The following is a 22,947-nucleotide window of genomic DNA, read 5'->3' as shown; positions in this document are numbered from 1 at the left end:
CTTGAGTGCAATCTGTGAATCAATCGATGTCCGGCAGGCCGAAGAACTGGCGCGCCGTCAGGGTTGTATGCGCGGCCAGCTGAGCTTCGCTTTCGCCACGATGGCGGGCCACCTCACGCAGCACTTCCGGCAGGTACGCCGGTTCGTTATGTCCGCTTTTCGGCTTTGGTCGCAGGCTGCGAGGCAGCAGGTAGGGGGCGTCGCTTTCCAGCATCAGCCGGTCCGCACGGATGTCCCGCACCAGAGGATGCAGATGGGTGCCTCGCCGCTCATCGCAGATCCAGCCGGTGATACCGATGTGCAGATCGAGGTCGAGATAGGCATACAGCGCCCGCTTGTCGCCGGTGAAGCAATGCACGACCGCTGCACTGAGCCGATCACGGAATGGTTTCAGGATCGCCACCAGTCGTTCGCTGGCGTCCCGTTCGTGGAGGAACACCGGCATTGCGCTTTCCACTGCGAGTTGCAGCTGCTCTTCCAGGGCGCGTTCCTGTTGCGGTCGGGGCGAGAAGTCGCGGTTGAAGTCCAGCCCGCACTCACCGACGGCACGCACCTCGGGCTCGGCCAGCAGGGCGCGCAGCTGGCTGGCGCTGTCTCCGGTCCACTGGCTGGCGTCATGCGGGTGCACGCCGGCGGTGCTGAACAGGTGCTGGCGGGATTCGTCGAGTTCACGGCACAAGGTCAGGGCGGCTTCGCTTTCCGCGAGGCTGGTGCCAGTCAGCACCATCTGCGTCACACCGGCGGCTCTGGCGCGCTCCACCACCGCGGAGGGGGCGGAGGCGAACGAGCGGTGAGTCAGGTTGACCCCGATATCCACGAGTTGCATGAGAACCTCTAAAAAGTAAATGTTATTTAAATCAAATAGATAGGAAATATAGCTAAACCAGTTTTTCAGGCGAAACTGGCGCATTCGTTCGAGCTGTGCGAATCTTTGCCACCTTTTGCGGGCAGGGAGCACCGCATCAGCGTTCTTCGTGTCCCAAACCGGTACATCTTCGATGTCACGATTGCTGCCACTTCTGCTCTGTCTGTTGCTGGGTTCGCTGCCGCTCACGGCAAGCGCCCGCATGGCCGGACCGGAGGCCTGGCAATCGAGCGACAAGGTACGTGATCTCGCCGAAATCCGCCGCAGCGGCGTGTTGCGGGTGCTGGTCAACCAGAGCCGCAACAGCTCCGGTGAGATCAAGGGCGAGGCGATCGGCGTGGAGTACGCCCGCTTGCGCGCCTTCGAACAGTACCTGAACCGCAACGCCGCATCCGGAAAGGCCATCACCCTCAAGATCGTTCCCAAGGCTAAGGATCAGTTGCTCGGAGCGCTGCAGCGCGGCGAAGGGGATCTGGTTGCACCCGGGGAGCTGCTTCCACTGACCGGCATGAAGGGCATCAGCCGCAGCCGACCGGTGGTCAGCGACGTTGCCCTGGTGCTGGTCAGCCGCCAGGGTGGGCCGCGCTACCAGCGCCTCGAACAGCTCTCCGGGCGCAGCCTGGCGCTGCCGCCGGGCAGCGCGGCCGGGCCTGCACTGGCGCAGCTGAACAAGCAGCTGATGGAGCGCAAGCTGGCCCCCATTGTCGCCGAGTGGGTCGACCCGACGCTGGCGGTGGAGGATGTGCTGGAGATGGTGCAGGCCGGGGTCTACCCGGCGACAGTCGTCGAGCAGACCATCGCCCAGCGCTGGGCCAAGGTCATGCCGAAGCTGCGCATCGAGCAGCACCTGAGTCTTGGCGAGAAGACCAGCATGCACTGGTTCGTGCGCAAGGAGGCCAGCATGCTCCGGGCCAGTGCCGATCGGTTTCTGAAGGACTATGACCTTCCCGACAATCAGGATGCAGCCTTCGAACGGGTCTACCGGCGACTGTACAAGGTGCAGTATCCGCTGGATCGGGTTGGCCGCCAGCGCCTGGAAAAGGTCCGCCCGACCCTCCAGCGCTACGCCGAGCAGATCGAGCTGGACTGGCTGAATCTGGCCGCGCTGGCGTTCAAGGAGTCGACGCTCAACCCCGCCGCACGAGGCGCAGGCGGTGCCACCGGCCTGATGCAGGTGACGCCGGCGACCGCGCGCGCAATGGGCGTGAGCAACGTCCAGCAGCTGGACAACAATGTGCAGGCCAGCGCCAGGTACCTGGCCAATATCCGTCGCAATCATTTCGCCAGCCCGCGGTTGAACGAGCGCGAGCGCATGGCGTTCATCCTCGCTGCCTACAACCTAGGGCCGCAGCGCGTGCAGAGCATGCGCGCCGAAGCCAGGCGGCGCGGCCTCAACCCGGACCAGTGGTTCTTCCAGGTCGAGCGCATCGCCATGGAAACGGTCGGCATGGGAGTCGTGGCCTACGTCAACAGCGTCAACAAGTACTACCTGGCCTACCAGCGCGAACGCTATCTGCTGGAGGCGGACCGCAAGACCGCCGCCAACTGACCCGCTCAGCGAGTCCGATCCTCCTGTACAACGGCGAGCAGACGCAGGCGCTCACTGTCGCTGAAGCGCTGTGCTTCAAGCCGTTCGACGGCGGCACGGCGTTCGACCTCATCCAGCCCGCGGGCGGTTTCGATACGGGTACGCTCCTGCTGGTAGCTGGCGACGCGCTGCTGCCACTGCCGCCGTTGCAGATCCAGTGCCTCCAACCGATCCGCTGCCTCGCTGCCGACCAGCTGTTGGCGCAGCTGCCGCAGCTGCTGTGGACCCGCTCCGTTCGCCAGCAGGGCGGTGGTCTGCTCACGCAGTTCGGTCTGCAGCTGGGGTATCAGCAGGTCCTGCAGTTCAGCGGGCAGCCCGGCTCGCAGCTGGTCGATGGCGCGACCCTTGGCATCGCTTTCCAGCGCGGGATCGAAGCGGATGGCCAACCGCTCCAGGCTGAAATGGTCATAGGCTTCTTCCAGGCCGAAAAACGCCTGGTGAATCGCCGGATCGAACGCGTGCGCGCGCAGCGCTCGTACGGCGCTCAATCGGTCCCGCATCGAGGCGAAGTCCGAAACCCGAGGATATTGCGCTTCGAAATCAACGAGTTGTCGCTTGTAGTTGAGATATTGGTTGAGCACGGCAAGTGCCTGCGCCTGGGCAGGCTCCGGCAATTGCGCAGCGATATGGCGCCGCAGGCGCTCGATGCTCTGTTTGAGCGGCTCCTCGCCAATGGCGCTGAGGAAGTAGTCGAACAGCTGACGCAGCTCTGGACCGATGATCAGGTTGCCGGCGGCGTCCAGCTGGAACTGGCCGTCGACCTCGGTGCCCTTGAAGGAGGCGGGCAGCTTCGCCATGACCTGCGGTGCCGCGCCGGTCGCTGTGCGCTGGGCAGGACGAGCGGCAGTGAGGTTGGCGGCGGGAGACGATGCGGGTGCTTCTGCCACCGGCGTCACGGTGGATTCGGGCCGGGCGATAAAGAAGCCCAGGCCCAGCGCGATGGCCAGCGGCAACAGAAGGATGGATCTGCTCATGGACTCGCCTTTCGGTAGCGGCCGGGATCGATGATCCCGGCCTGGTTCAAGGAAACGGCTGCGTCAGAGCCCTGCGTTCTTCAATCGGTTCGCGTGCTGGCGGTAGACGCTGACCGGATCGGTCTCGAACAGGCTGGTCAGCCCCATGAACTGGTTGACCTCGTCCAGATGGTTCATGCGGTAGTTGTCGCGGATCACCATCCCCAGGTGCGAGCTGCAGCGTCCGACCAGCCCGTCATTGGGTCCGCTGAAGGCCAGCGAGCCTGCGCCCATCATGGCGTCGCTCACGTCCAGCGGATTGGTCAGCGGACTGGTGCCGCTCCAGGAGTAGTAGTGCACGCCATTGACCTTGTAAGCGCCTTCGCCGCATGCGGTGGTGGGTATGCCCTGGGGGAACTTGGCATTGAAGCGGGCCGCGCCCTCGCTGTTGAGCGATTCCAGCGAACCCAGGGAGTTCTGCGGAGCGGTGCTGGAACTGCCGGAGACGAAGTTGATGAACGCGCCCATGGCGTTCACCAAGCCGGCGATTATGGCCTCACCGGATGAACCCTCTGGAACCTTGCGGATCAGATCCGCCACGTCCGAGCCCTTGTGGGGCGCGCCGACACTGGTGACCGAGGCGATCAGGTCCGGCCGTACGCCTGCCACGTACCGGATGGTCGGTCCGCCGTGGCTGTGGCCGATCAGGTTGACCTTCGGCTTGCCGCTGATAGCAACGATTTCCTCGACCTGGGCCAGCAGTTCCTCGCCACGCAGTTCCGATGTGTTGAGCTGGCTGACTTCGGTGACGTAGACCTGCGCGCCGTCTCGGCGCAGCGCACTGGGGATGCCATACCAATAGTCGATGCCCAGCAGACTGTCGAAACCCAGCATGCCGTGGGCGAGCACGATCGGGTACTTCGTGGCGGTGTAGCCGCTGCCGGTGGCAGCGAATGCCTGACCGGAAAGCGCCAGGGCGCTTCCGAGACAGAGGGCGAGCAAGGTTTTGTTCTTGTTCATGGACGCACTCTTCGAATGTGAATCGGGCTATGGGGCAGTCCCTTGCCGTTCACCGCGCATGGCGCGTACTGCGCCCTTGCCAGCGCAGCATTCGTGCCAGAGCCGACCCACTCGGCAGCGTCCGCTCTAACTGGCGGATCGCAGCGATGCGGCTAGCGTTGCGCTACCAGGCGGGTTGGGCGTGCCTGTTACGAAGCGAAACGCCGGAGTGGGTGATTAGGTGATGATCTGGCTTTTTCGCAGAACATGAGCGTTTAAAGCCTGCATGATCGACGATTATCGTGACTAAATGTTCTGTATCTGACTGCCTGGTCATGGATAATCGATGGCGACGACGTACCAGAGCTTTGTTCCGGTCGGCGTCTGCACCTGCACCTCGGCGTCCAGCGCCTTGCCAACCAGTGCGCGGGCGAGGGGTGAATCGATGCTGATCATGCCCTGGCGCAGGTCCAGCTCATCGGGACCGACGATGCGGTAGCGCGCCTGCTCACCGTCTTCATCCTCGAGCGTCACCCAGGCACCGAAGTACACCTTGTTGGGGTCGCTGGGTCGTTCGCTGACGACTTTCAGCTTCTCCAGACGCTTGGTTAGAAAGCGGACACGGCTGTCGATCTCGCGCAGCATCTTCTTGCCGTAGGTGTACTCGGCGTTTTCCGAACGGTCGCCCTGGGCGGCGGCTTCGCTGACCGACTGGGTAACCTGTGGTCGCCTGACATGCCACAGTTCGTGCAATTCGGCGCGCAGCCGGGCCTCGCCTTCTGGTGTGATCAGCGGCGTGCCGGCCGGGCGGGGTGGGCGATAACGGCTCATTGAATTCCGACCTCGCTGCAAAAGCGCCGATTGTAGCGCTTCAGTTCTCGCGCAGTACGCTCAGCGGGCTCGCGTTGAGGGCGCGACGCGTGCCGATCAGCCCGGCGCTGCCGACCAGCAGCGCGCCGATCAGCGGCATTAACAACAGCCAGGGATGCGGCTGCCAGCGCAGGTCGAACGCATAGTGATAGAGCAAGGCGCTCACCAGTTCGCAGCCAAGCGCGGCGAGCAGGCCGCTGGCAGCGCCGAGCAATCCGAACTCGGCCCGGCGCGCCCTCAGCAGCAGACGCCGTTCGGCCCCTAGCGCGCGCAGTAGCGCACCCTGGCGGATGCGTTCGTCCAGTGTCGCTTGCAGACCGGCGAAGAGCACGGCCAGCCCCGCCGCCAGCACGAACAGCAGTACGTACTCCACCGCCAGCGAGACCTGCGCGAGGATGCTGCGCAGCTGGGCCAGCAGCGCCTCCACCTGGAGCAGGGTCACCGACGGGAACGCCCGCGCCAGCTCCACCAGTTCGCGCTCGTTGCCTGGTGGCAGGTGAAAGCTGGTCATGTAGGTGGCCGGCATGCCCTGCAGGGTGTCGGGCTCGAAGATCATGTAGAAGTTGGGCTGGAAGCTGTCCCAGTTGACCTCGCGCAGGCTGGTGACGCGAGCCTCACGCGTCAGCCCGCCTATGGTGAAACTCAGCTGGTCGCCCAGCTTCAGCTGCAGGCTTTCGGCCAGTTCGGCCTCGACGGACACGCCTGGCAGCTCCGCCTCGGCCCGCTCATGCCACCACTGGCCAGCCACCAGATGATTGTCCTTGGGCAGGTCGGCCGACCAGGTCAGGCTGAGATCGCGACGAATCGCGCGTTCGCCCTGGGACTCCTTGCTGACCAGCTGGCGGACCGGCTCGCCATTGATCGCCACGAGTCGGCCCGGCACCACCGGATACAGTGGCGCGGCATGGCTGGAGAGTGCGTCGATTCGCTCGGCGAAGGCATCCTTTTCTGCAGGCAAGACGTTGAGTACGAAATGGTTGGGTGCGTCGTCCGGCAACTGGTCCTGCCAGGTGTCGAGCAGCTCGCCGCGCAACAGGGCGATCAGTGCCATGGCCAACAGGATCAGGCCGAAGGCAAGCGCCTGTCCCGCCGCTGCAAGCGGATGCCGCAGCAGCTGACCCAGCCCCAGCCGCCAGCTCAGCGAAGCGCCGGCAAGCAGGCGACGCATACCCTTCAGGCCGAGCAGCAACAGGCCTCCCAGCACCAGCGTGGCAAGCAGGCCGCCGCCCAGCAGAGCCAGGGTGATCTTCAGGTCCAGGCTCAGCCGCCACATGATCAGGCCGAGGGCCAGGATCGCCGTGCCGTACACCAGCCAGGCGCTGGGTGGCACCGGCAGCAGGTCGCGGCGCAGTACCCGCAATGGTGGTACGCGACCCAGTCCAGCCAATGGCGGAAGGGCAAAGCCCGCCAGTGCCACCAGACCCGTGGCCACACCGGCTGCGGCGGGCCAGACCCCTCCGGGGGGAATCTCCTGCGCCAGCAGATCGCGCAGGAGGTAGAACAGCCCGTGCTGTGCGGTCCAGCCGAGCAGGGCGCCGACAAGGCTGGCCAGCAGGCCAAGCATGCCCAGTTGCAAGGTATAGAGCAGCAGCGCGTCATGGCGGGAAAGGCCCAGACAGCGGAGCAGCGCACTGGCATCGAAGCGGCGTGTGGCGAAGCGGGCAGCCGACAGCGCGACGGCAACGCCCGCCAACAGAATCGCAGCCAGGCTCGCAAGGTTCAGATAGCGTTCCGCACGACCCAGTGCGCCCCCTATCTGCCGGTTGCTGTCGCCGGCGGTTTCGATGCGTTGATGGGCTTGCAGACCGGGCTGCAGTGCCTGCTGGTAAGCCGCCAGTGCGGCGCTTTCGCCGCGCCAGAGCTCCCGGTAGCGCACTCGGCTGCCAGGCTGGACGACACCGGTCGCGCCAAGATCGTCCAGGTGCATCAGCACGCGTGGCGTCAGGCTGTAGAAATCACCGACCCGATCGGGCTCGTAGGTCAACACGCGGGTCAGGCGCAGCAGCTTGTTGCCGACTTCGATGTCGTCACCGATTGCCAGGTCCAGGGCGGCGAACAGTCTGGCCTCGGCCCAGGCTTCACCCGGGGCCGGACCGGTGCCGGCTTCTTCGGCGCCGTAGGGTTGCGCAGCACTGCGCAAGGCGCCGCGCAGGGGATAGCTGCTGCTGGCCGCTTTGACACTGGCGAGCTGCAAGTCCTGGTCGGTGGCGATGACGCTGGAAAATTCGACCACCTGGGCGTGTTCCAGGCCCTGTGCCTTGCCGGCGTCGATCTGTTGCGCCGAGGCGGGTGCGCTGCCGCCCAGCACAAGGTCGGCGCCAAGGAACTCGCTGGCCCGCAGCAGCATGGCGTCGTTCAGGCGTGCACCGAAATAGCCGATGGCGGTACTGGCGGCGACGGCGATCAATAGGGCGAAAAACAGCACGCGCAACTCGCCGGCGCGAGCGTCGCGCAGCAACTGCCGGCAAGCCAGAGCGAACAGGCGCGCCTTGGGTAGGCCCATCATTCGCTCGTCTCGCTGGCGATCTGGCGCCCGCCCTCGAGGCGAAGCACGCGATGGCAGCGCCTGGCCAGGCGCTCGTCGTGGGTGACCAGCACCAAGGTCGTGCCGCGCTCGCGGTTAAGCTCGAACAACAGTTCGGTGATATGCGCGCCAGTATGAGTGTCGAGGTTGCCGGTGGGTTCGTCGGCAAACAGCACCTCGGGCTCGGCGGCGAAGGCGCGGGCCAGTGCGACGCGTTGCTGCTCGCCACCGGATAGCTGGCGGGGATAATGCTGCAGGCGCTCGCCCAGGCCGACGCGAGAGAGCAGCTCGGTGGCGCGCTCGCGAGCGTCGCGGCGCCCGTCCAGTTCCAGCGGCAGCATGACATTCTCCAGGGCGTTGAGGCTGTCGAGCAGCTGGAACGATTGAAAGACGAAACCGACGTGTTCGGCACGCACCCGCGCCCGCTGGTCTTCGTCGAGCGCCGCCAGCGCATGGCCGGCCAGATGAACTTCGCCCGAACTCGGTAGATCGAGCCCGGCCAGCAGGCCGAGCAGTGTCGACTTGCCCGACCCTGAGGTGCCGACGATGGCCAGGCTGTCGCCCTTAGCCAGCTGCAATGAAAGGTCGGCCAGGATGCTCAGCTCGCCTTCCGCGCTGGGTACCACTTTGTTAAGGTTCCGGGCGTCGAGAATATTGCCGCTCATGAGGGAATCCGATGCGAAGGTGGCTGAAATGCGGGGCCCTGGCGCTGCTGTGCTGGACTCAGGGAGCCCTGGCCGGAACCGTACTGGTGGTCGGCGATAGTATCAGCGCCGCTTTCGGGCTGGAAACCAGCCAGGGCTGGGTGCATCTGCTGCAGGAACGCCTCGTCGAGGGCGATGAATCCTGGCGTGTGGTGAACGCCTCCATCAGTGGCGATACCACGGCTGGCGGGCTTGCCAGGCTCGATCCGCTGCTTGAGGAACATACCCCTGAAGTGGTCATTCTGGAGCTGGGCGGCAATGACGGATTGCGTGGGCAATCACCTGTGCAATTGAAACAGAATCTTGCCGACATGATCGATCGCAGCCGCGAAGCCGGTGCTGAAGTGTTGCTGCTGGGCATGCGGATGCCGCCGAATCTGGGGCAGCGCTATACCCGTGCATTCGCCGATGCGTTCGACTCGCTTGCGCAGGAAAAGAGCGTCGCCTACGTGCCGTTCCTGCTGGAGGGTGTAGGGGGCGTTGCCGGGATGATGCAGGCCGACGGCATCCATCCGACGGCCGAGGCGCAGAGCCAGTTGCTCGAGACGGTCTGGCCGGCACTCGAGCCCTTGCTTTGAGGCGTGGCCGCAGCTACTGTCGCGCCCTCGATTGGAGCCTCAGATGTCGCGCTCAGCCAGGACCCTTTACGCTTATCGACTCATCGTGCCGGACGAACAGTACGACATGTTCGCCTGCCGCGAGAATCGACTGCACCTGGCGCTGCGGCAACTGGAACTGAGCGGAAATGCCGACCGCACGTTGTGCGGCGGCTTGCTGCCGGCTCAGCCCCGTTGGCGGGAACTCGAGCGGGCCACGCTGAAGGACCGTCAGTTGTGTCCCAGCTGCCGTCAGCTGCTCGAGGCGCGCCGCAAGGGCCTTCCGTCTGCCACTGCGGCCTGGTAGCTCACGTTTCGGTCGGTTCAAGTACAATCGCATCTATCCTTCTACTCTGGATTCTCAAGGACTCTTCAATGGTCTCGCGCGCGTTTGCGGTCGCCTCCTGTTTGTCATTCGCTGCTTTGCTTTCGGCGGGCCCCAGCGCGGCGCTCGAACTGCCGCTGCCGCCGGAAGGCGAAGACATCGTCGGCCAGATTCAGGTCATCAAGGCGAAGTACGAAGATACCTTCGCTGCCATCGGTGAAGCCCACGATCTTGGCTATCTGGAGTTGGTCGCGGCCAACCCGGGTGTCGACCCGTGGCTGCCGGGCGAGGGCACCGACATCATTCTGCCGACCCGTTTCATCCTCCCGCCGGGCCCGCGCGAGGGCATCGTGATCAACATTGCCGAGTACCGGATGTACTACTACCCGGAAGGCAAGAACGTGGTGCATACCTTCCCGCTGGGTATCGGCCGAGAGGGCTGGGGTTCTCCGGTTGGAACAGCCCGGATCACGGCCATGACCAGCAACCCGGCCTGGTATCCGCCGAAGTCGATTCGCGAAGAGCACGCCGCCGATGGCGATCCGTTGCCGACGGTGGTTCCGCCAGGCCCGGACAATCCTCTCGGCCCATACAAGATGAGCCTTTCGCTTCCGGGCTACCTGATTCATGGCTCGAACAAGAAGTTCGGTATAGGCATGCGGGTGAGCCACGGTTGCTTCCGTATGCTCAACCACAACGTGCTCGAACTGGCGAAGATGGTGAAAGTCGGAACGCCGGTGCGTATCGTCGACGAGCCCTACAAGTTCGGCGTCAGCGAGGGCAAGGTCTATCTAGAAGCCCATGCGCCGCTGGAAGACGGTGATCAAAAGACGCTGACACTGATGGACAAGCACGCCGTCGTCATCAATACCCTGCTCAAGCGTGACGAGGCCGCGGGCAAGTTGCACCTGGACTGGGAAATGGTGCGCGAGATCATTGCTGGCGAAGACGGCTTGCCGATCCAGATCGCCGAGCAGCGGACCGAAGTCGCCGTCCATGAAGAGCAGTTGTTCTGACTGCTTTTCCGCGGGCATAAAAAAGCCGACCTTGAAGGTCGGCTTTTTTGCTTTTACAAGCTTACTTGCGGCTGGCGCGTTCCAGCATACGCAGAGCACGCTCGTTGGCTTCGTCAGCAGTCTGCTGAGCCTTCTGAGCGGCGGCCAGAGCTTCGTCGGCCTTGCTGTACGCTTCGTCAGCGCGAGCCTGGGCGCGAGCAGCGGCGTCTTCGGTCGCGGTCAGGCGAGCTTCGCTTTCTTTGGTCATGCTGTTGCTGCAACCGGTAGCCAGAACTGCGGCCAGAGCCAGAGCAGAGAATTTCAGAACGTTGTTCATCTTGTTCCCCTTAAGGTGGAAATCCATAAAGCAACTTCCGTTATGGAAAGTTTGCGCGCACATACTACCTATAACTTAGCTTAAGTAAACTGAGTGGGCGCAGGCGCTACAGGTTTTTTTTCAAACTGCCTTTGCTTTGTCTCTCATTCCGGCAAGTTGGATAAAAAACATCCAGCGCTGGTTCCCCAAAGACCCATCATAGTTGCCTGATTGCATCACGCATCGAAAGTTCCGGTGCAGGGCGTGCAAATAATGATCAACGCAAGGCTGGTCGAACGACTTCGAAAGAGGTAGAAAAGACGTCTGTGAATGTATGCGGCTGCCGACGACACGTCCCTGGTGCAGCCACCCGAAAACAAGAAGACAGGACAATCCTGCTGAAGGAGTCACGATGAGCGACACGGTGCGCGTCCATCACGACCAGGCTGGCCATCGCTTCGAGGCGATGATCGAAGGTCACTGCGCCTACCTTGCCTACATGGATCTTGGCAAGCAGACACTGGATATGTATCGCACCTTCGTTCCGGACGCATTGCGTGGGCGAGGCATCGCAGCGGCTCTGGCGCAGCATGCGCTCGATTACGCCGAGCGCGAGGGCTATCAGGTCATCCCTTCATGCTCATATGTGGAACGCTACATCGAACGCAATCGAACGGGCTCTGGCCAGGCCACGCCAGAGCCATAAAAAAACGCCGGGAGACCGGCGTTTTTTCTTCCTAGCCGCGCTGTCGTTTGGGCAGCACGTCCTTGAGCTTGTCATGCATGCTCAGCACGGCTTTCTCGGTGGTGTCCCAGTCGATACAGGCGTCGGTAATGGACACTCCGTACTTGAGATCGCACAGGTTCTTCGGAATGGCCTGATTGCCCCAGCCAAGGTGGCTTTCGACCATGAGGCCGACAATGGAATTGTTGCCTTCGAGGATCTGGTTGGCGACATTGTCCATCACCAGCGGCTGCAGGGCAGGGTCCTTGTTGGAGTTTGCATGGCTGCAGTCGATCATGATGTTCGGGCGAATGCCCGCCTTGTGCAGCTCCTGCTCGCAGAGCGCGACGCTGACCGAGTCGTAGTTGGGCTTGCCGTTACCACCGCGCAGCACCACATGGCCGTAGTTGTTGCCCTTGGTGGTGACGATGGACACGCCGCCAGACTGGTTGATGCCAAGGAAACGGTGCGGGCTGGAAACCGACTGCAGCGCGTTGATGGCCACGGTCAGGCTGCCGTCGGTGCCGTTCTTGAAGCCGACAGCCGAGGACAGCCCGGACGCCATCTCGCGGTGCGTCTGCGATTCGGTGGTGCGCGCGCCGATCGCCGACCAGCTGATCAGATCCTGCAGATACTGCGGAGAGATGGGGTCGAGTGCCTCGGTGGCGGTGGGCAGGCCCATCTCCGCCAGATCGAGCAGCAGCTTGCGGCCGATGTGCAGACCGTCCTGGATCTTGAACGAGTCGTCCATGTAGGGATCGTTGATCAGGCCTTTCCAGCCGACAGTGGTACGGGGCTTCTCGAAATACACGCGCATGACGAGGAACAGGCTGTCGGACACCTTTTCCGCCAGGACCTTGAGGCGCTCGGCGTACTCGTGGGCGGCTTTCAGGTCATGGATGGAGCAGGGGCCGATCACCAGGAACAGGCGGTGATCCTTGCCGTCGAGAATGTCGCGTACGACCTGACGACCATGGGAGACGGTCTGCAATGCCGAGGCGGTCAGCGGGATTTCACGCTTCAGTTGCTCCGGCGTGATCAGGGTCACGTTGGACGCAACGTTGAGGTCGTCGATTGGTAAATCAGCCATTTGTCACTCGTCAGGAATCACGGGAGCCGTCCGCCAGCGATCCCGGTGCGGCGGAACTGGACTTGAGGGCGCAGCGGGGAAACGGAACCTTAGCGCTAAAGGGCTTAATCGACAACGAGATTGATGGCGTATTGAGTCGATCCGCCTGTCGATCTTCGCAACGCCAAGCGGGACGCTGTGATGCGCATCGTCGGGCTGCTATCGTTCTGCTTTTTCAATCGGTTGGCGCGGGTATCCCGCCGGCCACATGACCTGGAGCGCTTATGTCTGCAGCCAATCCACGTATAGGCATCATCGGCACGGGTGCCATCGGAGGCTTCTATGGCTTGATGCTGGCGCGCGCCGGCTTCGATGTGCATTTCCTGTTGCGCAGCGAATACGATGCCGTCCTCGCCCGTGGCCTGCAGGTCAATAGCGCGGTGCATGGGCCATTACTGCTGGAGCAGCCGCAGATTTACCGCGCTGCCGCCCAGATGCCTCCCTGCGACTGGCTACTGGTGGGGGCTAAAAGCACCAGCAACCGGGAGCTGGCGCCGCTCATCGCTCAGGTCGCAGCACCCGATTGCAAGGTGGTGGTACTGCAGAACGGGCTGGGTGTGGAGGATGTGCTCAGGCCATTTCTGCCGGCCAGCGTGCACCTGCTGGGCGGCCTGTGTGCGATCTGTGCACATCGTTCCGCGCCCGGCGTGGTCGAGCATCAGGCCCTTGGCGGGGTCAACCTTGGCTACCATTCCGGGCCCGCCGGGCATGACCCGCAGGCACAACAGGTATTACTGGGCGAGATGGTCGAGATGTTCCGTCGGGCCGGGGTGGATTCTTCACCGATGCCCAGCCTGGCACAGGCGCGCTGGATGAAGCTGGTGTGGAACGTGCCGTTCAACGGCCTCTCGGCTCTGCTCGACGCTGGTACCGAGTCGCTGCTCGCCAGCGACGACACGCGGGCGCAGATCAAGGCCATCATGCAGGAGGTCTGCGCCGCGGCGCAGGCGCTGGGTTGTGCGCTGCCAGAGGATTTCCCGAAGAAGTTGCTGATGGGAACGGCACGCATGCCCGACTACCTGCCCAGCATGTATCACGACAGGTATCACAACCGGCCGATGGAGCTGGAGGCGATCTATGCCGCACCGCTTGCCGCAGCTGCGCAGCAGGGCGTATCGATGCCCCGTACCGAAATGATCTATCGCCTGTTGCGCTTCCTGGAGCAGCGTAACGGCGCCTGACACAAACGCCGGCCCGGTTTTCGCCGCACTGCTAAGCTCAACGGCAGTCGCGGCGAGTCAGACCAAAGGTCGCACAGCAAAAGCCAGGCGGAACATCTATCATCCGTTGGCGCACCGTTCATAAGGTTATAAGTGTTGCGGCAGGCGCAGTGGTGCCTTTGCCTTGAGGGATTTCTATGAAGCTTCAACAACTGCGTTACATCTGGGAAGTGGCGCACCATGACCTCAACGTTTCGGCAACTGCCCAGAGTCTGTTCACCTCGCAACCCGGCATCAGCAAGCAGATTCGCCTGTTGGAGGATGAGCTCGGCGTCGAGGTGTTCGCCCGCAGTGGCAAGCATCTGACGCGGGTGACACCGGCTGGAGAGCGCATCATCACCACGGCTGGCGAGATTCTGCGCAAGTGCGAGAGCATCAAGCAGATCGCCCAGGAGTTCTCCAACGAAAAGAAGGGCACCCTGAGCATCGCGACCACTCACACCCAGGCACGTTATGCGTTGCCTCAGGTGATCAGCAGCTTCATCAAGCAGTACCCGGACGTGTCGCTGCACATGCACCAGGGTACGCCGATGCAGATCGCCGAAATGGCCGCCGACGGGACGGTCGATTTCGCCATCGCAACCGAGGGGCTGGAACTGTTCGGCGACCTGGTAATGATGCCTTGCTATCGGTGGAACCGCTGCGTGATCGTGCCTCGCGGCCATCCGCTGGCGAAACTGGACAAGCTCACCCTCGAGGCGCTGGCCGAGCACCCGATCGTGACCTACGTGTTCGGTTTCACCGGGCGCTCCAAGCTCGACGAAGCCTTCGGCCATCGTGGGCTTTCGCCGAAGGTGGTTTTCACCGCAGCCGACGCTGACGTGATCAAGACCTATGTCCGGCTCGGGTTGGGCGTTGGTATCGTGGCGCGCATGGCGGTGGACCCGAACCTGGATTCGGATCTGGTGGTGCTGGATGCCAGTGAGCTGTTCGAGTCCAGCGTGACCAAGATCGGCTTCCGCCGCGGCACTTTCCTGCGCGGCTTCATGTGCGACTTCATCCAGCAGTTCGCCCCGCATCTGAACCGGGACATGCTGGAAAAGGCCATCCAGTGCCGCAACAAGGCGGAACTGGATGAGCTGTTCGACGGCATGCAGCTGCCGACCTACTGATCATTCGAGACACCGGTTCGGCGCTGGCGCCAACCTGTCTACCGCATGAGTGTGCGGTCAGCTCTTGGCGATCAGATTGCCGGCGTGCAGCCCGCATTCCTTGTGGGTGGCTTCCTCCCACCACCAGCGACCTTCACGCTCGTGCTGGTTCGGTAGCACCGGCCGAGTGCAGGGCTCACAGCCGATACTGATGAACCCGCGCTCGTGCAGGCTGTTGTAGGGAATTTCCAGCATGCGGATGTAGCCCCAGACTTCCTCGCTGGTCATCTGTGCCAGCGGGTTGAACTTGTACAGCGGGTGGTCCGGTGTCGAGAACGCGGTATCCAGTTCCAGTACTGCAACCTGGCTACGGGTGCCAGGGCTTTGGTCACGCCGCTGGCCGGTGGCCCAGGCGCGCACTGTCGACAGTTTGCGGCGCAGCGGCTCGATCTTGCGGATACCGCAGCATTCGCCATGACCGTCGCGGTAGAAACTGAACAGGCCCTTTTCGTTGACCAGCGGCTGCAGCAACGCTGGGTCCGGGGTCATGATCTCGATGGCGATGCCGTAGTGATCACGGACCTGCTCGATGAAACGATAGGTCTCGCTGTGCAGGCGCCCGGTATCGAGGGTGAACACCTTGACGCTCTTGTTCAGCTTCCAGGCCATATCCAGCAGTACCACGTCTTCGGCGCCACTGAAGGAGATCCACAGGTCATCGCCGAACAGATCGAAGGCGAGCTTAAGAACGTCTTGCGGCGATTTCTCGGCGTAGGCTGTAGCCAACGCGGCGACGTCGATGGAGGTGCTCATCAGGCGGCTTCCTTATAAATGTCCACGGCGCTTCGGCGCTCTGAGGCGGCGGATGGTAGCAAAAGGGGTTTATGCCGCTAAATAACGTTTAGATACGCGTATCAGCCTTTTCGGGTATAAGCGCTGCGTTGCTTCGGCTGCGAGCTGCCGTTAGAGTGCCGCCTTCAATTTTCTGCATTGAGGAGTGGCCCGTGGAAATAGCCTGTCTCGACCTGGAAGGTGTGCTGGTTCCGGAAATCTGGATCGCCTTTGCCGAGGCCACCGGAATCGAATCGCTCCGGGCGACCACACGGGACATTCCCGACTATGACGTGCTGATGAAGCAGCGCCTGCGCATCCTCGACGAGCACGGCCTGAAGCTCGCCGATATCCAGAAGGTCATCGCAACGCTGAAGCCGCTGGAAGGCGCGCCGGAGTTCATCGACTGGCTGCGTGAGCGTTTCCAGGTGGTGATCCTGTCCGACACCTTCTACGAGTTCTCCCAGCCGCTGATGCGCCAGTTGGGCTTCCCGACGCTGCTCTGCCATCGCCTGATCACCGACGAGACCGACCGCGTGGTGGACTATCAGCTGCGCCAGAAGGACCCCAAGCGCCAGTCGGTCATCGCGCTGAAGAGCCTGTACTACCGTGTCATCGCTGCGGGTGACTCTTACAACGACACCACCATGCTCAGCGAAGCCCATGCCGGCATCCTGTTCCATGCGCCGGACAATGTCATCGCCGAGTTCCCGCAATTCCCGGCAGTGCATACCTTCGATGCGCTCAAGCAGGAGTTCCTCAAGGCGTCGAACCGCAAGCTGACGCTCTGATCTGTCCGGATCGAGGCGGCCGTTCCGTTGGCCGGTCGCCTCAGCCTGGTAGCTGCTCCAGCGTTTCCAGCAGCACCTTCACCTTGTCGATCGACTCCTGGTATTCCGCCTGCCAGTCCGAGTCGGCGACGATGCCGCCACCGCCCCAGCAGCTGGCTTGTCCGCCACGGACGAGCAGGGTACGGATGGCGATGGAGCTGTCCATTTCCCCCCTGACATCGACATACAGCAGCGACCCGCAGTAAATCGAGCGGCGGGTAGGTTCCAGCTCGTCGATGATCTGCATGGCGCGGATCTTCGGCGCTCCGGTAATGGACCCGCCAGGAAAGCTGCCGGCCAGCAGATCGAATGCGTCCAGCCGGTCGGCGAGCTCGCCGGTGACACAGCTCACCAGGTGATGGACATTGGGGTAGCTTTCCAGCGCGAACAGCTGCGGGACGCGCACGCTGCCGATGCGACAGCTGCGGCCGAGATCGTTGCGCAGCAAATCGACAATCATCAGGTTCTCGGCACGATCCTTCTCGCTGGCCAGTAGTGCCTGCGCCTGTGCGGCATCGCTCTGCTCGTCATGCCCGCGGGGCCGCGTACCCTTGATCGGCCGCGTCTCCACCCGGCCGCCCTGCAGCCGCAGGAAGCGTTCCGGCGAAAGGCTGACGATGGCGCCATCGCCAAGCCCGACGAACCCGGCGAATGGTGTCGGGCAAGCCTTGCGCAGGGCACTATAGGCACTCCATGCATCACCCGAGCAGGCGGCGCGAAAACGCTGGGTGAAGTTCACCTGGTAGCAGTCGCCCGCCTGGATATAGGTCTGGATGCGCTCGATGCCGCGGCGATAATCATCCCGCGAGATATCCGGAGTGAACCGCCCACGCAGCCTGAATGGCTCGGCTGCGGCAGGGGAGGCCGTTTCGAACAGACGGACCAGGCGTTCAAGTTCGGGCCGGGCGGTGGCCGGATGAAACAGCAGCTGGCTGGTCTGACGCTGGTGATCCGTGATCAACGCCCAGCCATACAGCCCCAGGCGCGCCAGCGGTAAACCACTGTCATCGCGTGCGCGCTGTGGAAGTCGTTCCAGCCGCGTGCCGAAGTCATAATTCAGCAGGCCGATCAGGCCGCCCGCGAAGGGCAGGTCGCAACCGTCGGGCAGCGTGGCCGGCCCCAGGTCGCGCAATGCCTGGCGCAAACGCTGGAAAAAATCACGCCCTGATTCTCTCTGGGCAGGCTCGAAGATCGCCGATGGCCAGGCGCTGAGGATGTCGAAGCGGCCGCGCTCGGCTACCGGCCGGCCGGAATCCAGCAGAACGGCGCCGGGCGCATGACGAATGCGTTCGAACCAGTGAGCAGGATCGGCCTTATAGGGCAGGGGGTGCAGCGTGCAGAGGGGCATGATCGGATCGATAAGGGCCGGCCCGCGAGATGCACGGGCCTGCCAATGGGTCAGTCGTGCGGCGGAACGTGGCCGAAGAGCTCCTGGGAGAACTTCACGCGTTCCTCGACGGTTTCCTGGATACCCTTTGCCTTGAGCTCTTCCAGACGGTTCTCCACGGCATGGGCGCGGTGGGTCAGCCCGCAGTCGTTGGCGATCTGGATGTTCAGGCCCGGGCGTGCATTCAACTCCAGGATCAGCGGTCCCTTGTCCTGATCGAGCACCATGTCGACACCGATATAGCCGAGCCCGCAGAGCTCGTAACAGCCGGCGGCCAGCTTCATGAAGCCGTCCCAGTTCGGCAGCTGTACGCCGTCCACAGCATTGGTGGTGTCGGGGTGCTTGGTGATCTTGTTGTTCAGCCAGGTGCCGCGCAGGGTGATACCGGTCGCCAGGTCCACGCCGACGCCGATGGCACCCTGGTGCAGGTTGGCCTTGCCGCCGGACTGGCGGGTGGGCAGGCGCAGCATGGCCATGATCGGATAACCCATCAGCACGATGATGCGGATGTCCGGCACGCCTTCGTAACTGATGCTCTTGAAGATCGGATCAGGCGTGACGCGGTACTCGATCAGCGCACGGTCGCGGTGACCGCCGAGAGAATACAGACCAGTGAGGATGTTGGAGATCTGATGCTCGATCTCCTCATGGGTCATGATCTTTCCGGACACGGTCTTGTAGCGGCCCTCGAAACGATCCGCGATCACCAGAATGCCGTCGCCGCCAGCACCCTGGGCCGGCTTGACGACGAAGTCGGTGTGATCCTTGACGATGTCCTTGAGCTTGTCGATGTCCTTCTCGGTCTCGATGATCCCGTACATCTCCGGCACGTGAATGCCGGCCTCGATCGCGCGCTGCTTGGTGATGATCTTGTCATCGACGATCGGGTACAGGCTGCGCTTGTTGTACTTGAGCACGTAGTCCGCGTTGCGGCGGTTGATGCCCATGATGCCCTTGGCTTCCAGGGCCTTCCACGTCTTGATCAGACCGAACATGGCTCAATCCTTCAGAAAGGCTTTGAAGCGGAACAGCTCGGTCAGGCGGTAGCCGCGGTAGCGACCCATCGCCAGCATGAAGCCCACCATGATCAGCAGCACGGCCGGGAAGGTGAAGATGAAGTAGGTCAGCTCCCGGATGTTCATCAGCATGAAGGCCAGGCTTGCGGCGATCAGCGTGCCGACCGCGACCTTGAAGGCATGGCCGCCGCCACGCTCTTCCCAGGTGATGGACAGGCGTTCGATGGTCATGGTCAGGATCACCATCGGGAACAGCGATACCGACAACCCGCGCTCGAGGCCGAGCTTGTGGCTGAGCAGGCTGATCACTGCAATCAGCACCACAACGAAGGTCAGCACGACCGACAGGCGCGGCAGCATCTGCAGTTTCAGATGTTCCAGGTACGAGCGCAGCGACAGGCCGAGCGCGGTAATCAGGGTGAACAGGATGATGCCGAAACCGATCTGGGTTTCGCGGAATGCCAGGGCGATCAGCACCGGGGTGAAGGTGCCGAGGGTCTGCAGGCCGCCGAGGTTACGCAGGATCAGGATCACCAGCACGCCGATCGGGATCATGATCATGATCTGGTAGGTCTGCTGAGTCTGCAGGGGCAGGCCGTACAGCGAATACTCCAGGAATCCGGCCTCGGTGTTTTCGTCTGTCAGCTTGGCGAGGCGGATGGCGTTCATCTCGCTGTTGTTCAGGGTAAAGGTCACCTGCGGGTTGCGGCCACCTTCCAGGTTGATCAGCGGCTCGTCACCGGTCCACCAGACCAGACGGTCACCCGGCAGGCCCTGTTCGCCAGTGCCGGGGTTGAAGAACAGCCACTTGTCGCCATTGAAGCTGCGCAGCCAGAGTTCGGGCGTTTGCGGCTGATCGGCATTCAGGCGGATGGTATGCACACGCTCCATCGGCACGTGGGCGATGGACAGCAGCAGCTCGATGACACGTGCCTTGTTCGGGATCGAGGTATCGCCCCCGAGCAGCAACTTGACGTTGTCATCGTTGGGATTGTTGACGCGCTTGATCGCTTCGCTGATGAAGGTCTCGACGTCGGCCGAATGCTGGCGAATGGGAGAGAGCAGGGCCTCGGCGGCAATCTTCTCCGGGCCTTCGACCGGGATGCTGTCGCGGAAGATCGGGCCGGTGGGCTTGCTCTGCTCGCCGCTGTAGCGCTTGGTCAGCACCAGGCGGTAATAGAGCGTCTGGTTGCCGCTGGCGCGACGCGCGGACCAGGTGACGCGGCGGTTGCCGTCGACGCGGTTGACGCTGACACCGTAGTTGTTGGAGATGAAGCTCTCGTTGAGGCTGACGAACTCCTGATTCAGCGGCGGCACGTACATCTGCAGCTTCACTGGCTCGCGCGGATTGGCCTGGAACTCGACCTTGGCGTCGATATTCCACAGGTCATCGGTTTCGTCTTCGGTAACCGGAATGCCGAGGATGAAGATCTGGTAGGCAGTAATCGAAATTCCCAGTGCGACGAGCAGGAAGATCAGGACTTTCAGATGCAGAGTGAGAGCGCGCATGGGTATTACTCGTCAGCGTCAGATTCGTTGAGGCAACCGGGCTTGCCGGCAATAAAGGTGCGACTTGGGTCCACCAGGGCACCGAAGCGGGTGAGCGCATCGGAACCGATCAAAAGTGGGTATTGGAAAGCCGTACGGTCGGTGAGGTTCACTTCGATGGTGCGTTTGACCTTGCCCATGCACAGATCGAGCTCGATGACCGGTCGTGCGGTATAGGTCTTTTCCTCTTCCGGATCGAAGTCGCCGGCGCGACGTTTGATCTTGCTGATCCGCGCCAGGGGGCGTTCGATGGGGTGCGCATGGGCGCTGTCGACGGCCAGGTAGAAGCGCACCCAGGATTCGCCCTTGCGCTTGAAGCGAGTGATGTCGCGCGCGCTGAGCGATGCCGTCTGCGCGCCGGTGTCGAGTTTCGCTTCCACTTCCAGATTGAAGTCGGGAATGCCGACGTGTTCGTTCAGACCGTAGATCGCCTTTTCGGCAGCCACGCCGATGGCGGGCAGGATCAGTACGCAGAGCAGCAGAAGGTGGGCTTTAACTCTCATGGAACCTGAAATCTAAGGGAAGGGAAGAATGGCCGGCTGGCCTGCGCCGAAAGGTCCGGCGAGCGGCCTGGACGCGAAAGGCTGGCATTCTAGCATGCTGATTTCTTGGCGCTACAACGGCCACCAGCGCTTTGACACCCCTTGATACAGACCATGCCGAACGTACGACTTTAGTAAAGGTGTCGACAATCGGCGGTCTGTGTCAGTTGACGGTTAGGTCGTGCAGGCGTAATTTCGCCGTACTGTCTTTCGGATTGTCGACAATCATGCTGGATACCGTTGAGCTACCCCCTTCAGTACAGCAGCTTGATAGCGGCACGCTTGCCGAGAACGTGTTCCGCCTGATCCAGGCTGCGATCGTCAAGGGTGAAATTGCGCCGGGCAGCAAGATTTCCGAGCCCGAACTGGCGCGTACCTACGGCATCAGCCGCGGGCCGCTGCGCGAGGCTATCCACCGGCTGGAGGGCCAGAAACTGCTTGTCCGCGTTCCCCATGTGGGCGCGCGCGTGGTTTCGCTGAGCCATGCCGAGCTGATCGAACTCTACGAAATTCGTGAGTCCCTGGAAGGCATGGCCTGTCGTCTGGCCGCCGTACGCATGAGCGAGGCGGAGATCGATGAGCTGCGTCGGGTGCTCAGCACTCACGAACGCGATGAGGCGTTTCAGGCTGGCGTCGGTTACTACCAGCAGGAAGGCGACTTCGACTTCCACTACCGGATCATCCAGGGCAGCGGCAACCGCACGCTGGCCAAGCTGCTGTGCGACGAGCTCTACCAGCTGGTGCGCATGTACCGCATCCAGTTCTCCACCACGCCGAATCGGCCGCATCAGGCCTTCGCCGAACACCACCGAATCCTGGACGCCATCGCCGAGCGCGATGGCGAACTGGCGGAGCTGCTGATGCGCCGCCATATCGCCGCTTCCAAGCGCAATGTCGAGCGCCATTTCAAAGGTGCTCTTGAGCAAACACCACAACCAAGAGGTGAGGCATGACACTCCCAACTCCCGGTCAGCGTTTTCGCGACGCGGTCGCCAGCGAACATCCCCTGCAGGTGGTCGGTGCGATCAACGCCAATCATGCGCTGCTGGCCAAGCGCGCCGGCTTCAAGGCGATCTACCTGTCCGGCGGTGGCGTCGCCGCGGGCTCGCTGGGTCTGCCTGACCTGGGAATCACCGGGCTCGACGATGTGCTGACCGACGTCCGTCGCATCACCGACGTCTGCGACCTGCCGCTGCTGGTGGATGTCGACACCGGCTTCGGCTCCTCGGCGTTCAACGTGGCCCGCACCGTGAAGTCGATGATCAAGTTCGGCGCTGCCGCGATCCACATCGAGGACCAGGTCGGCGCCAAGCGTTGCGGCCATCGTCCAAACAAGGAAATCGTTTCCCAGCAGGAAATGGTCGATCGCATCAAGGCGGCGGTCGACGCGCGCACTGACGACAGCTTCGTGATCATGGCGCGTACCGATGCGCTGGCGGTGGAAGGACTGAACTCCGCGCTGGATCGTGCTGCAGCCTGCATCGAGGCCGGTGCTGACATGATCTTCCCAGAGGCGATCACCGAGCTGGCCATGTACAAGACCTTCGCCGACCGCGTGAAGGCACCGATCCTGGCCAACATCACCGAGTTCGGCGCCACGCCGCTGTACACCACCGAGGAGCTGGCCAGCGTCGACGTTTCCCTGGTGCTCTATCCGCTGTCGGCGTTCCGCGCCATGAACAAGGCGGCCGAGAATGTCTACACCGCGCTGCGCCGTGATGGCACCCAGAAGAATGTGATCGACACCATGCAGACCCGCATGGAGCTCTACGATCGCATCAACTACCACGCGTTCGAGCAGCATCTCGACGCGCTGTTCGCCCAGAAGAAGAGCTGACGAGCAGGTCCCGCCGGGATTTGCCAGCGGGGACCTTTGCGATCCATTTTTCAACGT

Annotated in this window: 23 protein-coding genes; 10 read left to right on the top strand and 13 right to left on the bottom strand. The window is 62.8% G+C overall.

All coding sequences use genetic code 11. The features are described 5' to 3' along the window. Nucleotides 1-19 precede the first annotated feature (19 nt). Nucleotides 20-826 carry a TatD family hydrolase gene (locus tag ACVRRC_RS16135; protein ID WP_017245048.1) on the bottom strand — a complete coding sequence of 269 codons (807 nt, stop codon included), beginning with the start codon at nucleotides 824-826 and terminating at the stop codon, nucleotides 20-22. A gap of 172 nt (nucleotides 827-998) precedes the next feature. Here ACVRRC_RS16135 and ACVRRC_RS16130 point away from each other — a divergent pair, with 172 nt between their 5' ends. Beyond that, on the top strand, nucleotides 999-2,414 hold the full coding sequence (locus ACVRRC_RS16130; RefSeq protein ID WP_014596638.1) for an MltF family protein: 1,416 nt from the start codon (nucleotides 999-1,001) through the stop codon (nucleotides 2,412-2,414). A 5-nt stretch (nucleotides 2,415-2,419) separates the two neighbouring features. Here the strand turns inward: ACVRRC_RS16130 and ACVRRC_RS16125 are convergent, their stop codons facing one another. The 5 genes from ACVRRC_RS16125 to ACVRRC_RS16105 form a co-directional block, all read right to left on the bottom strand. Beyond that, entirely contained in the window at nucleotides 2,420-3,427 is a 1,008-nt protein-coding gene (locus ACVRRC_RS16125) for a lipase secretion chaperone (RefSeq protein ID WP_472997226.1), read from the bottom strand. Between the two features lie 63 nt (nucleotides 3,428-3,490). Then, entirely contained in the window at nucleotides 3,491-4,426 is a 936-nt protein-coding gene (locus ACVRRC_RS16120; RefSeq protein ID WP_011913157.1) for a triacylglycerol lipase, read from the bottom strand. Between the two features lie 312 nt (nucleotides 4,427-4,738). Further along, nucleotides 4,739-5,236 (bottom strand): transcription elongation factor GreB, encoded by a 498-nt coding sequence (gene greB, locus ACVRRC_RS16115; RefSeq protein ID WP_013982722.1) that lies wholly within the window; start codon nucleotides 5,234-5,236, stop codon nucleotides 4,739-4,741. 40 nt (nucleotides 5,237-5,276) lie between these two features. Beyond that, nucleotides 5,277-7,778, bottom strand: a complete 2,502-nt coding sequence (locus ACVRRC_RS16110) for an ABC transporter permease (RefSeq protein ID WP_472997225.1) — start codon at nucleotides 7,776-7,778, stop codon at nucleotides 5,277-5,279. After that, nucleotides 7,778-8,464, bottom strand: a complete 687-nt coding sequence (locus ACVRRC_RS16105; protein WP_011913160.1) for an ABC transporter ATP-binding protein — start codon at nucleotides 8,462-8,464, stop codon at nucleotides 7,778-7,780. Before ACVRRC_RS16105 ends, ACVRRC_RS16110 begins: the two co-directional genes overlap by 1 nt. A gap of 11 nt (nucleotides 8,465-8,475) precedes the next feature. Here ACVRRC_RS16105 and ACVRRC_RS16100 point away from each other — a divergent pair, with 11 nt between their 5' ends. From ACVRRC_RS16100 to ACVRRC_RS16090, 3 genes are all read left to right on the top strand, one after another. After that, a complete protein-coding gene (locus tag ACVRRC_RS16100; RefSeq protein WP_011913161.1) occupies nucleotides 8,476-9,081 on the top strand; it encodes an arylesterase in 606 nt (201 codons plus the stop codon). A gap of 43 nt (nucleotides 9,082-9,124) precedes the next feature. Next, nucleotides 9,125-9,406: a hypothetical protein gene (locus ACVRRC_RS16095; RefSeq protein ID WP_013982725.1), complete on the top strand. Its 282-nt coding sequence runs from the start codon at nucleotides 9,125-9,127 to the stop codon at nucleotides 9,404-9,406. 68 nt (nucleotides 9,407-9,474) lie between these two features. Next, on the top strand, nucleotides 9,475-10,440 hold the full coding sequence (locus tag ACVRRC_RS16090) for a L,D-transpeptidase family protein (protein ID WP_014596643.1): 966 nt from the start codon (nucleotides 9,475-9,477) through the stop codon (nucleotides 10,438-10,440). 61 nt (nucleotides 10,441-10,501) lie between these two features. On the opposite strand, the gene ACVRRC_RS16085 is transcribed toward ACVRRC_RS16090, so the two are convergent. Then, nucleotides 10,502-10,756: an Lpp/OprI family alanine-zipper lipoprotein gene (locus tag ACVRRC_RS16085; protein ID WP_003294452.1), complete on the bottom strand. Its 255-nt coding sequence runs from the start codon at nucleotides 10,754-10,756 to the stop codon at nucleotides 10,502-10,504. 391 nt (nucleotides 10,757-11,147) lie between these two features. Here ACVRRC_RS16085 and ACVRRC_RS16080 point away from each other — a divergent pair, with 391 nt between their 5' ends. Continuing rightward, the gene (locus ACVRRC_RS16080; RefSeq protein ID WP_048329227.1) at nucleotides 11,148-11,441 is read left to right on the top strand and encodes a GNAT family N-acetyltransferase; all 294 of its coding nucleotides are present in this window, start codon (nucleotides 11,148-11,150) and stop codon (nucleotides 11,439-11,441) included. Nucleotides 11,442-11,472: 31 nt separating this feature from the next. Here ACVRRC_RS16080 and ACVRRC_RS16075 read toward each other — a convergent pair whose 3' ends face one another. Then, nucleotides 11,473-12,549 carry a 3-deoxy-7-phosphoheptulonate synthase gene (locus ACVRRC_RS16075; protein WP_013982729.1) on the bottom strand — a complete coding sequence of 359 codons (1,077 nt, stop codon included), beginning with the start codon at nucleotides 12,547-12,549 and terminating at the stop codon, nucleotides 11,473-11,475. 263 nt (nucleotides 12,550-12,812) lie between these two features. Here ACVRRC_RS16075 and ACVRRC_RS16070 point away from each other — a divergent pair, with 263 nt between their 5' ends. Then, entirely contained in the window at nucleotides 12,813-13,769 is a 957-nt protein-coding gene (locus ACVRRC_RS16070) for a putative 2-dehydropantoate 2-reductase (RefSeq protein WP_472997224.1), read from the top strand. 176 nt (nucleotides 13,770-13,945) lie between these two features. Next, entirely contained in the window at nucleotides 13,946-14,920 is a 975-nt protein-coding gene (gene cysB, locus ACVRRC_RS16065; RefSeq protein ID WP_011913166.1) for an HTH-type transcriptional regulator CysB, read from the top strand. Between the two features lie 57 nt (nucleotides 14,921-14,977). Here cysB and ACVRRC_RS16060 read toward each other — a convergent pair whose 3' ends face one another. Further along, nucleotides 14,978-15,712, bottom strand: a complete 735-nt coding sequence (locus ACVRRC_RS16060; RefSeq protein ID WP_011913167.1) for a phosphoadenylyl-sulfate reductase — start codon at nucleotides 15,710-15,712, stop codon at nucleotides 14,978-14,980. A gap of 191 nt (nucleotides 15,713-15,903) precedes the next feature. Between ACVRRC_RS16060 and thrH the strand changes: the two genes are divergently transcribed. After that, complete coding sequence (thrH, locus tag ACVRRC_RS16055; RefSeq protein WP_011913168.1) at nucleotides 15,904-16,521, top strand: bifunctional phosphoserine phosphatase/homoserine phosphotransferase ThrH; 618 nt, start codon at nucleotides 15,904-15,906, stop codon at nucleotides 16,519-16,521. Between the two features lie 40 nt (nucleotides 16,522-16,561). On the opposite strand, the gene pabB is transcribed toward thrH, so the two are convergent. From pabB to rloA, 4 genes are read right to left on the bottom strand one after another with little or no spacing between them, the layout of a single operon-like run. Then, the gene (gene pabB, locus ACVRRC_RS16050) at nucleotides 16,562-17,908 is read right to left on the bottom strand and encodes an aminodeoxychorismate synthase component I (protein ID WP_079328384.1); all 1,347 of its coding nucleotides are present in this window, start codon (nucleotides 17,906-17,908) and stop codon (nucleotides 16,562-16,564) included. 50 nt (nucleotides 17,909-17,958) lie between these two features. Beyond that, entirely contained in the window at nucleotides 17,959-18,942 is a 984-nt protein-coding gene (locus ACVRRC_RS16045; RefSeq protein WP_011913170.1) for an alpha-L-glutamate ligase-like protein, read from the bottom strand. A 3-nt stretch (nucleotides 18,943-18,945) separates the two neighbouring features. Next, nucleotides 18,946-20,472 (bottom strand): osmotic stress tolerance membrane protein RloB, encoded by a 1,527-nt coding sequence (rloB, locus tag ACVRRC_RS16040; protein ID WP_011913171.1) that lies wholly within the window; start codon nucleotides 20,470-20,472, stop codon nucleotides 18,946-18,948. A 5-nt stretch (nucleotides 20,473-20,477) separates the two neighbouring features. Beyond that, complete coding sequence (rloA, locus tag ACVRRC_RS16035) at nucleotides 20,478-21,014, bottom strand: retropepsin-like aspartic peptidase RloA (protein ID WP_014596645.1); 537 nt, start codon at nucleotides 21,012-21,014, stop codon at nucleotides 20,478-20,480. A 266-nt stretch (nucleotides 21,015-21,280) separates the two neighbouring features. Between rloA and ACVRRC_RS16030 the strand changes: the two genes are divergently transcribed. Further along, nucleotides 21,281-22,006 carry a GntR family transcriptional regulator gene (locus ACVRRC_RS16030; protein ID WP_126526528.1) on the top strand — a complete coding sequence of 242 codons (726 nt, stop codon included), beginning with the start codon at nucleotides 21,281-21,283 and terminating at the stop codon, nucleotides 22,004-22,006. Beyond that, a complete protein-coding gene (gene prpB, locus ACVRRC_RS16025) occupies nucleotides 22,003-22,890 on the top strand; it encodes a methylisocitrate lyase (protein WP_011913174.1) in 888 nt (295 codons plus the stop codon). Before ACVRRC_RS16030 ends, prpB begins: the two co-directional genes overlap by 4 nt. Nucleotides 22,891-22,947: the final 57 nt, after the last annotated feature.

This window comes from Stutzerimonas sp. LR2, from assembly GCF_055755175.1.
This window is presented reverse-complemented; position numbering and strand designations above follow the sequence as displayed.

Coding starts and splice junctions, on each gene's coding strand:
- ACVRRC_RS16135 (WP_017245048.1), bottom strand. CDS start 826: ATGCAACTCGTGGATATCGGGGTCAACCTGACTCACCGCTCGTTCGCC.
- ACVRRC_RS16130 (WP_014596638.1), top strand. CDS start 999: ATGTCACGATTGCTGCCACTTCTGCTCTGTCTGTTGCTGGGTTCGCTG.
- ACVRRC_RS16125 (WP_472997226.1), bottom strand. CDS start 3,427: ATGAGCAGATCCATCCTTCTGTTGCCGCTGGCCATCGCGCTGGGCCTG.
- ACVRRC_RS16120 (WP_011913157.1), bottom strand. CDS start 4,426: ATGAACAAGAACAAAACCTTGCTCGCCCTCTGTCTCGGAAGCGCCCTG.
- greB (WP_013982722.1), bottom strand. CDS start 5,236: ATGAGCCGTTATCGCCCACCCCGCCCGGCCGGCACGCCGCTGATCACA.
- ACVRRC_RS16110 (WP_472997225.1), bottom strand. CDS start 7,778: ATGGGCCTACCCAAGGCGCGCCTGTTCGCTCTGGCTTGCCGGCAGTTG.
- ACVRRC_RS16105 (WP_011913160.1), bottom strand. CDS start 8,464: ATGAGCGGCAATATTCTCGACGCCCGGAACCTTAACAAAGTGGTACCC.
- ACVRRC_RS16100 (WP_011913161.1), top strand. CDS start 8,476: ATGCGAAGGTGGCTGAAATGCGGGGCCCTGGCGCTGCTGTGCTGGACT.
- ACVRRC_RS16095 (WP_013982725.1), top strand. CDS start 9,125: ATGTCGCGCTCAGCCAGGACCCTTTACGCTTATCGACTCATCGTGCCG.
- ACVRRC_RS16090 (WP_014596643.1), top strand. CDS start 9,475: ATGGTCTCGCGCGCGTTTGCGGTCGCCTCCTGTTTGTCATTCGCTGCT.
- ACVRRC_RS16085 (WP_003294452.1), bottom strand. CDS start 10,756: ATGAACAACGTTCTGAAATTCTCTGCTCTGGCTCTGGCCGCAGTTCTG.
- ACVRRC_RS16080 (WP_048329227.1), top strand. CDS start 11,148: ATGAGCGACACGGTGCGCGTCCATCACGACCAGGCTGGCCATCGCTTC.
- ACVRRC_RS16075 (WP_013982729.1), bottom strand. CDS start 12,549: ATGGCTGATTTACCAATCGACGACCTCAACGTTGCGTCCAACGTGACC.
- ACVRRC_RS16070 (WP_472997224.1), top strand. CDS start 12,813: ATGTCTGCAGCCAATCCACGTATAGGCATCATCGGCACGGGTGCCATC.
- cysB (WP_011913166.1), top strand. CDS start 13,946: ATGAAGCTTCAACAACTGCGTTACATCTGGGAAGTGGCGCACCATGAC.
- ACVRRC_RS16060 (WP_011913167.1), bottom strand. CDS start 15,712: ATGAGCACCTCCATCGACGTCGCCGCGTTGGCTACAGCCTACGCCGAG.
- pabB (WP_079328384.1), bottom strand. CDS start 17,908: ATGCCCCTCTGCACGCTGCACCCCCTGCCCTATAAGGCCGATCCTGCT.
- ACVRRC_RS16045 (WP_011913170.1), bottom strand. CDS start 18,942: ATGTTCGGTCTGATCAAGACGTGGAAGGCCCTGGAAGCCAAGGGCATC.
- rloB (WP_011913171.1), bottom strand. CDS start 20,472: ATGCGCGCTCTCACTCTGCATCTGAAAGTCCTGATCTTCCTGCTCGTC.
- rloA (WP_014596645.1), bottom strand. CDS start 21,014: ATGAGAGTTAAAGCCCACCTTCTGCTGCTCTGCGTACTGATCCTGCCC.
- ACVRRC_RS16030 (WP_126526528.1), top strand. CDS start 21,281: ATGCTGGATACCGTTGAGCTACCCCCTTCAGTACAGCAGCTTGATAGC.
- prpB (WP_011913174.1), top strand. CDS start 22,003: ATGACACTCCCAACTCCCGGTCAGCGTTTTCGCGACGCGGTCGCCAGC.